The organism is Pseudomonas sp. ef1, from assembly GCF_007293365.2.
Classification (GTDB): domain Bacteria; phylum Pseudomonadota; class Gammaproteobacteria; order Pseudomonadales; family Pseudomonadaceae; genus Aquipseudomonas; species Aquipseudomonas siliginis.
In genome coordinates, this window is sequence record NZ_CM129815.1 from 837,448 (window position 1) to 849,906 (window position 12,459).

The following is a 12,459-nucleotide window of genomic DNA, read 5'->3' on the forward strand; positions in this document are numbered from 1 at the left end:
GTGAAACCAGCTGACTTATGAGCACTCACTGTTGCAACGGCTCAACATAGGCTAAGTGCTATATCGAGATCTGTACGAAGCCTTCGACCGAACCCCATCAATACATAAATCGTATTCTTCGTCTCAAACAGACACCCATGAGTGAAAGAAACCGCCAAAGTTGTTCGAACCCAATCGCCAGGTGGGAAGCGGCCTTTGCTATCTTGGATAACGGTCAAAGCGTAAACCAGAGCAGGGATTAACCCTCTATCGGTGATGGCTTTTCTCTGACGTGTTGTAACTTCGATGTCCAATATTGCCCAATCAGCAACTAGACAGTAGGCACGGGAAGGGAAGTGCAGATTGGCCAAGGCCACAGCATCTGGGTTGGCGAGTTGGCACCCGCTTGTTTTCTCCCCTGCAGAAAGCAGTGAAGTAAACCCTGCCAAATTCATTCGTTCCTCCAGCCAATCAAAAAACCGATTCGAATGAGAAGCATCCTTCAGCATAGCTCCCGGCGAATCGCCTAGTATCGATGGCGACGAATAGCAGCTAGGTCATCTCACATCTCGTTCCTCTACTCTCCCTTTATCTCACTGAACGGGATGATTTCTATTGGCGGCGCCACCGCACAAAGTGGTTTGCGCCAATAACCCACGCTATGCCATTGGCCGTGCTTGAACCCTACCTCGGGGTAGGTGCCGATGTGGGTGAACCCGAGCGCTTCATGGATGCCTATGCTTCCCGCGTTGGGTAAGGCGATGCCGGCATAGGCTGCATGAAACCCCTGTTTCTCTAGGACTGGTAGAAGCTGCTGATAAAGGGCACGACCAACCCCTTTTCGGTGCACTGATGGGTCGACATACACGGTGACATCCACCGACCAACGATAGGCTTCCCTGGCTCGATGCTGGCTGGCATAAGCGTATCCAACGACCTTGGCGTCCATCTCTGCTACCAGATAGGGATACGTTGGCAGTGTTGCGGCTATTCGTGCTGCCATCTCTTCGACAGTCGGTGGCGTCAGCTCAAACGAGATGACGGTTTCCATAACCATTGGTGCATAGATAGCTTGGATGGCAGAGGCATCAGCGGGTGTAGCAACCCTCACTTTATAATTCATGTCTTTCCTTGCTGCCCCTTAAAGAACCACGTTTGAAGGGCTGAACCACCTAGGCCAAGCCCTTCAGAATGTGGCGATAGAACCGTGAACTTTGCCTCAAACGGGCTCACCGCATCCACGAACCGCAGAGAGCACCGTTCACTGAATTGGTAACTTCTGCTCGTGGAGACCAGGCTGCGGGATATCTACGACGACGTCTTTACCACCGAGAACCTTCGCCAGGAACAGCGCCGTTAGCCCACCGAAAAACTGCGCAATGATGAACGGCGCTACGTCTGATATTCGTATCCCCGAGAACGTATCAGTGAACCCCCGAGCAATCGTCACCGCAGGATTCGCAAAGCTCGTAGAGGACGTGAACCAGTAGGCTGCGACAACATACGCGGCAACCACCTGAGGCACTTTTGCTTTGTGATATTTATCGCACAGCAGAATTGTCAGCACCAATCCCGACGTTGCCAGGTACTCACTGAACCACTGCGACGGCCCGGTGCGAACATGATGGGAGAACTCGACCACAGGCAACTCGAACATGAAATGCGCCGCGAATACTCCGAAGATTGCACCCGTTGTTTGAGCCGCCACGTAGGGGCCCAGTTGCTTACTGCTCAGTCCTCCGCGCAAATAATCGATTACAGAGACCACCGGATTGAAGTGCGCACCGGAAAAAGTGGAGAAGCACACGATCAGTACATACAAGCTCGCGCCAGTTGCCAGCGCATTGGCAAGAAGCGCTAGCGCATCGTTACCGTTCGCCAGGCGCTGACCCATGATTCCAGAACCAACTACGGTGCACAGCAGAACTGCTGTACCGAGGAACTCAGCCAAGATCTTCCGTGAAGTACTCATTGGATAGGCTCTATGAGGAGAGATTTTAGGGATAGCGGCTACTGAGCTGGCTCGTAGCCGCAGACGCTGTTACGAGCAGCAGGACTTGGGCTTGACGGGCTGACTCCCTTCTACGACATACAGCGCATCGTCTGCGGAAAGGTAGACATCTCCTGCGGCCAGCTCCGTAGGCACCCCGCGCTTGTAAACCCTGCCGCTATCGCCGGTGAGTTCAAGCCCAGGCCCTCGGTAGATCACCGTCACAGACTTCCCGCTCTGAACTTCAGGCTTGGTACCAGTAACAGTGACGGAGTAGAACCGGACTGAGCCTATTCGCTTGGTTGAGGCGTCGTTCCTCGCCTCAATCTTTATTCCCGTGAGACCGACTTCTTGAAGCTGCCGGTAGAACTCCTGTTCTTGAAGCACGCCTGAGTAGCAGGCCGACCACAGCTTGGTGTCTCGTTTCAATTCGTCAGGAATGGCGATATCTGAGACGTTGTCAGAAATTGCAAAGCGGCCACCTGGTTTCAGTACCCGATAAATTTCGGCGAAAACATTCTGCTTTTCGGTTTCACCAACCAGATTGATCACGCAGTTCGAAATCACCAGATCGATAGACTGGCTGTCGATAAGAGGCTTGGACTGGGAGCTATCGCTGATGAACTGCTCGAAGTTTTTCCACGATGCCCAATCAGCACAAGGTTCCGAACGCAGGCGCTCTTCGGCGAGCTCCTGGTCGACTTTCAGGTTGCTCGCGGATGCCTTGTAGAAACGCAAAGGTGCGCTATCCGTTGCCTTCTGATACGCCTTCGCTTCGTCGCGAGCGATCTGCAACATGCTTGGGTTGATGTCGATACCAAAGACAGCACCGTTACTACCGGCGATTTGGGCAGCGACGTAGCAATTCAGACCGGCCCCTGAGCCCAAGTCCAGGACGACATCACCTTCGCGCACATACTTGGTCGGGTTACCGCAACCGAAGTTGGCTTCGATGATTCGCTTTGGAATGTTCTTCAGGTACTGGGCACCATAAGCGTCGCTGCAGCAGCTCTCAGTCAGCTGCGATTCAAGGACAACGTTGCCGTTGCTCAACGCCTCGGTGTAGTCGGCGATGATTGTGTTTTCAATTGCAGAAGTCATTAGTCACATCTCCCGTTTAGCAGCACGAAGTACCATCAGCGCAGCACGATTCCTCGGCAGAGCCTGCGATGGGTACAAGCCCTTTGGTGACCTTGGGATCTCGAACTGAAGGCGTGTTGCAGTCGAAGAAGCCGCTCTTGTCCAAGGCTGGCTCGACATAGCAACGCACCGGGATGAATTGGCCTTGGTAAGGCGCGGACATCAGCAGATTGAAGGTCTTCTCGCACACCGCTGTACGGATGCCGCGTTGGTAGGTATGGCCGTCGTCGTCGACCGTATGTTTCCAAGGACCTTTGTAGATAACGGCATGCCCTTGGTCGAGGCACACGCCGGCCTTACCCTTGTATGCGCTCACGGTGAACAGGCGGAACTCAATGCCGTCCTGAATGGAGACCGGCACCTCGGATGCGAGCTCATATGTGATGCCATGGAAGCCCGCCTCGCAGAGCTGCTCGGCAATAGCAGACTCTGTGAGCGCGTTATTGCACTCCAACCCCTCAACAGTGAAGGCCCGGAGCGATACGGCTTCCTCATCAGAAAGAATCGCCGGGAATACCAGTCGACCATGACGTTGCAGTCGCTCATAAAGCGATTGCGCGATTCGGCCAAACTCGGGCTCAGCATTGAACCCTTCCCAGTAAATGTTCGCGAACACGGCCGCAGTGGGATCGGCTTCGTCCACACTCGGACTGAACGCTACACCCTGAGCCTGCCCATACTGGGTTGTGAGTTCGTCATTGCGGCTCGCCGAGCAAATGAAAAGAGTGTCTTTTCCATCCTTCAGCGACCTGTTCAACGCCTCGCTATGAGCGCGCCAAGCAATATGGCCCGGCACCTGGAGACCATCAGTTTGGTTGGCCAGCCTGAGAGCCGCCTGCAACAAAGTAAGTGACGACATCTGTTATCTCCTTAGCATTTCAGGCAGCAACGTTTGAACACACCTTCTTCTGGTGGTGTGACCGAGTCCATGAAGAGCTTGTCCAGGCGGGAGTCCGAATGCTGCCAGTCGAAATGAAACTCGTGCTCCTCCAACTGCAACTCCTTCACTGTGTCGTTGTTGAGCAGCGGTGAGCCTTTATAGAGATGCAGCCGAGTCTCAAACTGGATGGGGTCGACGATGTTCTCCAGCTCGTTGCGAGCAATGAAGTCGTGCAGCTCGGCCATGTCCTCAAGGCTCACCCAAGGGTTGAACGTTATGAAGGTCGGGTTAACCTTGACGCCGGCCTCCTTCAGAAACGCCAACGCCTCCTCGATCATGGGCACGTTCATTTCCTTGAAGACTTGGTCGAGAACTTCCTGCTTGGGGAACTCCAACGCGGTGGTGATGAAAGCAAGCCCGAGCTTCCCCATTTCCTTGATGGCGTCTTTGTTCTCCAGAATATGATCCACGCGAGTGGTGAAGTCGTACGTGAGGTCGGGGAATTGCGAATGCAGAGTCCGGATGATTTTCAAACCGTGCTTCTTGGCATTGAAAAAATCGGCATCCGTGAATGTGAGGTGAGTCATTCCCTGTGCGACGAGGTTCGCCACGTCGCGCTCAACGAGATCGTCGGAGACCAAAAGCACCTTGCCGTCATAGGCCGCATACACCGAACAGTAGGAACACTTGTGGTGACATCCGCGCGACCCTTCGACCCCACCCACAATTTTCTTTTCGCCGAGCAACTTCTCCAGCTGAGGTTGGGGATATTTGTGTAGAGGCGGTGCCAAGTCCCTGCGCGGCAGGCGGAACCCGTCACGGATCAACTGAGGCACAACAATCTCGCTGGAAAGGCCGCGAGTCCGATCGATCACTCCGCGCAGATCTTGTCCCTGTTCGCCACTGAGGTGTTTAGCCAAGCTGACAATGGGTTTTTCCCACTCGCCGGCGATCGCATAGTCACCGTATTTGGAGGCCAGGCTTTTTGCATTGATGGTCGCGTATTGACCGAAGAAGCAAATTTTCTGGGAGGGCTTCGCTTCTTTAAGCTGCTTGGCCAGCTGCGTTCCCGCAGTCAGAGAGTCAAAAAGCGGTACGCAGATGAAGACCAAATCTGCATCACTGAATCTCTCCAGGGCAAGTCCCTCGACGTAGATATCGATCAACTGCGCTTCGATATCTGCATCGAGTAGAGCTGTGGTTGCGGATATCGCGTTGAGCGGTTGATACCCCCCTTCGAATGTACTGGCGACCAGGTACTTCATTCTCTTTCTCCTTGAGCTCAGGCACGACGATTCGGTGACTGGAGTCACTGATGGTTTTGTAGGAATTCGAAGTTAAAGCGAGATCAGCAGAAGGACTGCCAAGCCTATCAATGCTTGTAGAACTGAGCCGGCGGTCACTAGGCGCATGTACCTGCCGGTGCTGTATTCGGGAAAGGCGTCGGTTTTGACCAACCAGTAATAGCTGTCGTTAGGGAGAATGGCGACGAAGGATCCCAGGCATACGGCGAACGTGACGCTCATCAAATCCACTCCGCTTGACGCCAAGATTGGCGAGAGAACAGGTGGGATGGCAGCAAAGGTCGCAAGCGAAGAACCATTCAGTGTTTTGAATACCGCTGCCAGCAGGAACACCCCAACCAAAATATGCGTGGTGCTGCCCGACGCGCTGAATGCCTGCTGAATCAGATCCTTGGGAAGCACCATACCGAGGGCTTGGCCCAACGCAGACGCACAACCTATGGTGAACAATAACGAGCTGGTTCTACGCATTGCTTTGGACAGCAGATCTTGAACCTCGCCAGGTTTGCAGCTAATCGCGATCAATAACGATGTGGCGATCAGCGCACCGGCGGGAGTAGTGAAGAACTCGATTACGGAATGCTGGTTCTTGGTGATGGTGTACCCGGCGATCAAGAGTGCAAAAAATACAGCCAGAGGCAGAATTACTTTGATAACCGAATCCTGAAGCACGGTCGGGTCAGTCGAATCCTTGGGAGATAGATAGTCTGTGCGAGTCGTCCAGTACGTCCAGATCGTTCCGGTAATCCACGTTACGACTGTGAGCAGCAATCCTAGATACAGAAACTTTGGGTCATGTGTGTTGGCTCCCAGCCCAATCCCGATGATCAGCGGGCCAGCAGGCATCAGAAGCTTGAACCCTGAGTAGCATCCGATCGCGATGTACTTCCTGTGTTGCCCCGCAATGGGAGCAAGAGAGGCGTAGGCCGTATCGGGACAAACCATCCCGGCACCCAGCAGAGGTGATAGAGAGATACCGAATTTTCCGAAAGACGCACTTCCTTGCGCCGAGATCCACCCGGCAATGAAAAACGCGCTCAGGATGACGATGGCGAAATAACCGAGGTTGTTTCCGAAGCCTTTGCTCAGCGACTGGAATACGTCCCCGCTGCTACTGCCGGCAAGAAGTGGGATCAGAATCGCGCCCAGTAGCATCGCGACAGGTAGAGGAATGGAAACGCTGCTCCATAGGTTTCGTAACCGGGAGCCTGTTTTCGTCCTAAGCGCTTCTACCAACATCCCTGTACCTCCAAGCGTTACCGCAACCGCCTCTGAAAGGCCCGCAAGCCATACCTCCAATTCACAATCGCAAAATACGTTGCGCGTCGCAACTAATATCTTGGAACAATTTCGCCGGCTCTTATGCCCAAAAAAATGTGTCGCTACGACTGCTAAGGTGGTATTAGCGTTTTCCCCGGAATTGCGAGCCGAGTGCTATGCCAAAGATTGATCAGATCGACCAGGATGCCGAACAGCTCTATGAAGCGCTGAGTCATTTGGTTCGCGTGTACCAGTTTCGTGACAGAGATCGCAGCTGCTGCGAGGGCTTATCCGTCACTCAATGCTACGCACTTGAGCATGTGATTAAGGCAGGGCCGGTTCGCGTTCAATCGTTGGCCAGCGAGCTTTTTCTCGATAAGAGCAACGCCAGTCGCCTGGTCGATTCGCTTGCCAAACAAGGGCTGGTTCGCCGTGTGCCCGACGCAACTGACGGCCGCGCCCTGGCGATCACGGTGACGCCAGAAGGCACGGCCATTTATGAAAGTATTCGGTCGGATCTGGTGGGTGAAGCTCGCAACCTGGCCTGCGATTTGTCGAAAGAAGCACGTGACGGGGCGATCGAAATGCTTCGTCGCTTCGCCAAAGCCACGGAACAACGCTGCGGTCTGAAAGACCTCAGCCGTGACGAGTATTTGCCAAGCAAATGCTGCTGAATTAGTACGCTGCTGCTCCTCTTCCTCAAGTTTTCTCCGACTCTCGGTTGAAGACGTTTCAGAGCGAAATCGCCTCAGGCGGACGCTCAACACAGCTTGCTTTCACTATGCTTCCAGACTGGCTAAGAGCAGCAACCAGAGCGAGCCCCAGCAGCGGGTTCGAACAGTGACTCAACAATCGTGCAATCTGGGGTGTTTGATCCTAAGCATGATGACTCACACGTGCCTGCCATCGAGAGCAGCTCTATCCGGATCTGCTGGAGCTGAGCAACTTTCGACTCTACTTCTGCCAAGTGCTTCTTGACCACCGCCAAAGCGTCAGCGCATGGACGATCAGCATCTGCTGCAAGCGCGATGAGTTCTCGGATATCGTCAAGCGGGAAGCCCAATTCACGATTCTGCCGTATGAAGACGAGTCTTGAACGATGCTTTTCTGTGTAGATTCGGTGCCTGCCGGTCGACCGCAGGGCCGGAGGTAAAAGACCTATTTTTTCGTAGTAGCGAATCGTTTCAATGTGGCACCCCGTTGATTTAGACAACGCCCCGATTCCTGACATGCGAATTCCCCCAGCATTTTCTTGAACCTGTAGTAGCTACAGATATTAACCTGCTCAATCGAAAAATGATTTCACGCGTTTTAAGGGCATTTCGTGGATAGAGAACAGCTAGAGAAGAACCAGATTCCCGTTTACTTCGTCGCGGTCATTGTCGCGGCAGTCGGAGGTCTGCTCGCACCTGATGCCTCTCAATTGTTAGGTGCGTTGGTGACACCGGCCATCGCTGTGCTGATGTACGCCATGTTTCTACAGGTCCCGTTCCTGGATCTCCGTGAAGGGCTTTCCAACAAGCGCTTCATGACGGCGCTGCTGACGGCGAACTTCGTCGCCATCCCCCTGCTGGTTTGGGCGTTGACCATGGGCCTAACCGATCACCCGGCTATTTTGGTGGGCGCATTGTTGGTCTTGCTGACGCCTTGTATCGACTATGTGGTGGTGTTTACCCATATCGGTAAGGGCGACTCCAAATTGACTCTAGCTGCAACGCCATTACTACTCTTGCTACAGCTTGTGCTGCTGCCTCTGTATCTGGCATTCATGCTGGGTAATGACTCGACAGTGGTTATATCTGTCGGCCCATTTGTCGAGGCCTTCGTAGTGCTGATCGCTTTGCCCTTGCTCCTAGCGGTAGCAACAGCTGCCTGTGCAAAAGAGTCACGCGTCGTTGAGGGTTGGAACAACGCTTGGGCTTGGATGCCTGTACCAGCTATGGCGGCTGTGTTGGTCGTAGTGATCGGCTCTCAGATTTCAGCGGTGGTCAGAGACATGGACAAGCTGTTGCCCGTGATTCCCGTCTACATAGGTTTCATGATCTTGGCACCACTGGTTGGTGCGCTGGTTGCGCGAGCATTCAAATTGCCGGCCATCACTGCAAGATCAGTGGCGTTCAGTAGCTCGACGCGCAATTCATTGGTCGTTCTGCCCTTGGCACTTGCTTTACCCGAGGAAATCAGAGGGCTAGCGGCGGCGGCAGTCATCACCCAAACGCTGATTGAGCTAGTTAGCGAGTTAATTTACATCCGGGCAATTCCTGCTTTGATTTGGCGCAAAATCTAAATGGGTAGTTAAGCATTAGCCCAAAATACTTTGCGTGATCAAACGGTCATTCTCCTGTGCGGTAACAACTCGGTAATCTTAATCGCGCACTGCGTCGGCTAACTTAGCCAGCATGACGTGGGCCAGCAGGCCCGGCTTACGGATGCCTTTCTCGACGACGTGCGCGGGTACTGGCGTCTCGCTAACCTCGCGGACAGGGTTAAGCGCGCTCTCCCCAACACATTCGCTTTACCGCATATTCGAATTATCGTATATTCGATTTTCCGTATGCGGGAGATGTGATCATGAGTGCCCCCATCAAAGTACTTTTTGTCTGCGTTGCCAATTCAGCTCGATCCCAGTTGGCTGAAGCATTGCTGAGAAACAGCGACGCGCGTTTTCAAGCGTTCAGCGCTGGTACCGAACCCACTGAAATTGATTCACGGGCCCTTGCTGCACTGGAACACGTCGGCGTTGATGCAGAAGGGCTACGCAGTAAGTCCATCGAAGAGTTTCGTGACGAGTACTTCGACTACGTGATCACCCTCTGTGACAAATCTGCGCGTGAATGTCGGGCGATGCCCTCGGCCGGTGAATTGATTGCATGGGACTTCAAAGATCCGGTGAACAGCTCCCATCCCGACGCGTTCAAGCACGCACTTCACGATATCCACGAACGCATCAAATTATTTGTGTTGGTGAAAACCAAACACCTGGAGGCCTCATGAACGAGCCAATCACTCCTACCGTTTTGTTCAAAAGCCTGGCAGATGACACCCGGACCCGAATCACGCTGCTCATCGCCCGCGAAGGTGAGCTCTGTGTATGCGAGCTGACTGCCGCTCTGGAGCAGAGCCAACCCAAAATATCTCGACATCTGGCGTTGCTGAGATCCTCCGGGTTACTGGCGGACCGCCGGCAGGGCCAATGGGTTTACTACCGACTCCATCCCGAACTGCCGACCTGGGTCACCGAAGTGCTTAAGGGTGTCGTTGATGCCAACCAGCAGTGGTTGGACACAGAAACCAAGCGGCTCTGTGAAATGAACGATCGTCCAGTCAATCAGGCCGTGTGCGGCTGATCCAACCTTTCGAAACGAGCCGCTCGCATGCTTATCGCTCTACTTATTTTCATCGTCACCATCGTTCTGGTCATCTGGCAGCCCAAAGGGCTGGGTGTTGGCTGGAGTGCCTCATTGGGTGCCCTGCTTGCGTTGTTGAGCGGGGTGGTCAGTCTCGGCGACATCCCGGTGGTATGGAATATCGTGTGGAACGCCACGGCGACGTTCATCGCTGTGATCATCATCAGCCTGCTGCTCGACGAGGCTGGTTTCTTCGAGTGGGCTGCCTTGCATGTCGCTCGTTGGGGAGGTGGCAGCAGCCGCAAGTTATTTGCATTCATCATCTTGTTGGGCGCCGCGGTGTCAGCGCTGTTCGCCAATGACGGTGCAGCGCTAATCCTAACGCCCATCGTGATTGCCATGTTGTTGGCCCTGCGGTTTTCCCCCGCAGCGACTCTGGCGTTTGTAATGGCCGCAGGATTCATTGCCGACACCGCCAGTCTGCCGCTGGTGGTCTCCAACCTGGTGAATATCGTTTCGGCCGATTACTTCAACATTGGCTTCAGCGAGTACGCCGCAATCATGGTGCCAGTCAACTTGGTCAGCATCGCTGCAACGCTGGGGATGCTCTTGTGGTTCTTCCGGAAAGACTTGCCCAAGACTTACGACCTGGCACAACTGCATGCCCCTGAAGATGCGATCCGAGATCGTGCAACGTTCGTGGCTGGATGGTGGGTGTTGCTCGCGTTGCTGGTCGGCTTTTTCGTTGTCGAGCCACTGGGTATACCCATCAGTGCCATCGCCACCGCCTGCGCATTGGTGCTCTACGTCATCGCCGCCAAAGGTCACGCCATCAACACCAGCAAGGTGCTCAAGGGTGCCCCGTGGCAAGTCGTGATCTTTTCGCTGGGCATGTACCTGGTGGTGTATGGCTTGAAGAACGCCGGACTGACTGACCACATTGCTCAATTGCTCAACGTATTCGCTGGATATGGCATTTGGGGGGCATCGCTGGGCACAGGACTCCTGACCGCCGTGCTTTCTTCGATCATGAACAACATGCCAACAGTGCTCATCGGCGCACTCTCGATCCATGCAACGGAAGCGACTGGCGTAGTTCATCAAGCCATGATCTACGCGAACATCATTGGCTGCGATCTTGGTCCGAAAATCACACCTATCGGCAGCCTAGCCACACTGCTCTGGCTGCACGTGCTGGCAAAAAAAGACATCACCATCAGTTGGGGTTACTACTTCAAGACCGGTGTGGTGCTCACGCTTCCAATCCTCATTGCCACTCTGAGCGCCTTGGCTTTGCGCCTCAGCTTTTGATTACAGGAGATCACGATGAAAGTCCTATTCATGTGCACCCACAACAGCTGCCGGAGCATCTTGTCCGAGGCAGTGTTCAATCACCTTGCTCCTGAAGGAATGGAAGCCGTCAGTTCCGGAAGCTTCCCAAGTGGCCGCGTAAACACGCGAGCGATTCAAACGCTCAAAGCAGCAGGTATCCCTACTGACGGCCTTAGCAGTAAAGCATCCGATGCCTTTGAAGAGTCACCACCAGACATCGTGATCACTGTCTGCGATCGGGCTGCCGGCGAAGCCTGCCCGATCTTCTTCGGCCCGGCGCTCAAGGCTCATTGGGGGCTGGCAGATCCTTCCGAAGCTTCGGGATCTGAAGCGCAAATCGAGGCGGCATTCCAGCAAACCCTGAGCAAAATCCAGGAGCGGGTAAACGCCTTCATTTCGTTGCCTATCGCTACGTTGAGCACAGAAGACCTTAAAACTGAGCTAGCCCGCATCGGCACGTTGTAGGCCATATCCCGCTGGTGCCAGGAGTCACTATGAAAGACCATTTCCCAAACATCGAAGCAGATCTCATCGACGTCCCAAGCATGGAGCGACTCACTCCTCGTGAGCCGTCCACGCATAAACCGCGCATCCTTCTGATCTACGGGTCGACCCGCGAGCGTTCGTTCAGCCGATTGGTTACCCAAGAAGCCGCGCGGTTGTTGGAACACTTCGGTGCGGAAACACGAATCTTCAACCCGTCAGGATTACCACTACCTGATGATGCTCCGGATACCCACCCCAAAGTCGCGGAACTCCGCGAGCTAATGCAGTGGTCGGAAGGGCAGGTGTGGTGTTCTCCGGAGCGTCATGGATCGATGAGCGCCGTTTTTAAAGCTCAGATCGACTGGGTGCCTTTGGCGATGGGTGCAGTACGTCCAACCCAAGGTAAAACTTTGGCAGTCATGCAGGTTTGCGGCGGCTCTCAGTCTTTCAACGTGGTGAATCAGTTGCGAGTTCTGGGTCGCTGGATGCGCATGGTGACAATCCCCAATCAGTCTTCAGTGCCCAAAGCGTTCACCGAGTTTGACGAGAATGGACGTATGAAGCCTTCGTCTTACTACGATCGCCTGGTCGACGTGATGGAGGAACTGATGAAGTTCACCCTGCTATTGCGTGACCGTCAGGACTACTTGGTAGACCGTTACTCGGAACGTAAAGAGTCGGCTGAAGAGCTGTCGAAACGGGTAAATCAGCGCTCCATTTAAACATCTATCAAATAAACAC

The 12,459-nt window shown here is 54.1% G+C and carries 15 protein-coding genes; 7 read left to right on the forward strand and 8 right to left on the reverse strand.

Annotated elements, in window-relative coordinates; all coding sequences use genetic code 11:
- Nucleotides 1-41: 41 nt before the first annotated feature.
- The 7 genes from FEE99_RS03990 to arsQ all read right to left on the reverse strand — a co-directional run bounded on the left by FEE99_RS03990 (nt 42) and on the right by arsQ (nt 6,532).
- Nucleotides 42-434, reverse strand: coding sequence for a DUF6957 family protein (locus tag FEE99_RS03990; protein ID WP_074059175.1), 393 nt, complete (start codon nt 432-434; stop codon nt 42-44).
- 122 nt (nt 435-556) lie between these two features.
- Complete coding sequence (locus tag FEE99_RS03995; RefSeq protein WP_019817019.1) at nt 557-1,102, reverse strand: arsinothricin resistance N-acetyltransferase ArsN1 family B; 546 nt, start codon at nt 1,100-1,102, stop codon at nt 557-559.
- 138 nt (nt 1,103-1,240) lie between these two features.
- On the reverse strand, nt 1,241-1,951 hold the full coding sequence (locus FEE99_RS04000) for an aquaporin (protein WP_019817018.1): 711 nt from the start codon (nt 1,949-1,951) through the stop codon (nt 1,241-1,243).
- A 69-nt stretch (nt 1,952-2,020) separates the two neighbouring features.
- Nucleotides 2,021-3,070, reverse strand: coding sequence for an arsinothricin biosynthesis methyltransferase ArsM (gene arsM, locus FEE99_RS04005; protein WP_041476537.1), 1,050 nt, complete (start codon nt 3,068-3,070; stop codon nt 2,021-2,023).
- Nucleotides 3,071-3,086: 16 nt separating this feature from the next.
- Nucleotides 3,087-3,968 (reverse strand): hypothetical protein, encoded by an 882-nt coding sequence (locus FEE99_RS04010; protein ID WP_019817016.1) that lies wholly within the window; start codon nt 3,966-3,968, stop codon nt 3,087-3,089.
- Between the two features lie 11 nt (nt 3,969-3,979).
- Nucleotides 3,980-5,254 carry an arsinothricin biosynthesis radical SAM protein ArsL gene (gene arsL / locus FEE99_RS04015; protein ID WP_041476536.1) on the reverse strand — a complete coding sequence of 425 codons (1,275 nt, stop codon included), beginning with the start codon at nt 5,252-5,254 and terminating at the stop codon, nt 3,980-3,982.
- Between the two features lie 72 nt (nt 5,255-5,326).
- Nucleotides 5,327-6,532, reverse strand: a complete 1,206-nt coding sequence (gene arsQ / locus FEE99_RS04020; RefSeq protein ID WP_019817014.1) for an arsinothricin export permease ArsQ — start codon at nt 6,530-6,532, stop codon at nt 5,327-5,329.
- 197 nt (nt 6,533-6,729) lie between these two features.
- Between arsQ and FEE99_RS04025 the strand changes: the two genes are divergently transcribed.
- Nucleotides 6,730-7,227 (forward strand): MarR family winged helix-turn-helix transcriptional regulator, encoded by a 498-nt coding sequence (locus FEE99_RS04025; protein ID WP_019817013.1) that lies wholly within the window; start codon nt 6,730-6,732, stop codon nt 7,225-7,227.
- 122 nt (nt 7,228-7,349) lie between these two features.
- On the opposite strand, the gene FEE99_RS04030 is transcribed toward FEE99_RS04025, so the two are convergent.
- Nucleotides 7,350-7,784, reverse strand: a complete 435-nt coding sequence (locus FEE99_RS04030) for a MerR family transcriptional regulator (protein ID WP_019817012.1) — start codon at nt 7,782-7,784, stop codon at nt 7,350-7,352.
- 93 nt (nt 7,785-7,877) lie between these two features.
- Between FEE99_RS04030 and FEE99_RS04035 the strand changes: the two genes are divergently transcribed.
- The 6 genes from FEE99_RS04035 (at nt 7,878) to arsH (ending at nt 12,440) form a co-directional block, all read left to right on the forward strand.
- Nucleotides 7,878-8,840, forward strand: coding sequence for an arsenic resistance protein (locus tag FEE99_RS04035; RefSeq protein ID WP_019817011.1), 963 nt, complete (start codon nt 7,878-7,880; stop codon nt 8,838-8,840).
- A 284-nt stretch (nt 8,841-9,124) separates the two neighbouring features.
- Nucleotides 9,125-9,547, forward strand: coding sequence for an arsenate reductase ArsC (locus FEE99_RS04040; RefSeq protein ID WP_041476535.1), 423 nt, complete (start codon nt 9,125-9,127; stop codon nt 9,545-9,547).
- On the forward strand, nt 9,544-9,900 hold the full coding sequence (locus tag FEE99_RS04045; protein ID WP_019817009.1) for a metalloregulator ArsR/SmtB family transcription factor: 357 nt from the start codon (nt 9,544-9,546) through the stop codon (nt 9,898-9,900). The genes FEE99_RS04040 and FEE99_RS04045 overlap by 4 nt, the downstream gene beginning before the upstream one ends.
- Nucleotides 9,901-9,927: 27 nt before the next feature.
- A complete protein-coding gene (locus FEE99_RS04050) occupies nt 9,928-11,211 on the forward strand; it encodes an arsenic transporter (RefSeq protein ID WP_019817008.1) in 1,284 nt (427 codons plus the stop codon).
- Nucleotides 11,212-11,226: 15 nt separating this feature from the next.
- Nucleotides 11,227-11,697, forward strand: coding sequence for an arsenate reductase ArsC (locus FEE99_RS04055; protein ID WP_019817007.1), 471 nt, complete (start codon nt 11,227-11,229; stop codon nt 11,695-11,697).
- Nucleotides 11,698-11,777: 80 nt separating this feature from the next.
- Nucleotides 11,778-12,440, forward strand: coding sequence for an arsenical resistance protein ArsH (gene arsH, locus FEE99_RS04060; protein ID WP_420480643.1), 663 nt, complete (start codon nt 11,778-11,780; stop codon nt 12,438-12,440).
- Nucleotides 12,441-12,459: the final 19 nt, after the last annotated feature.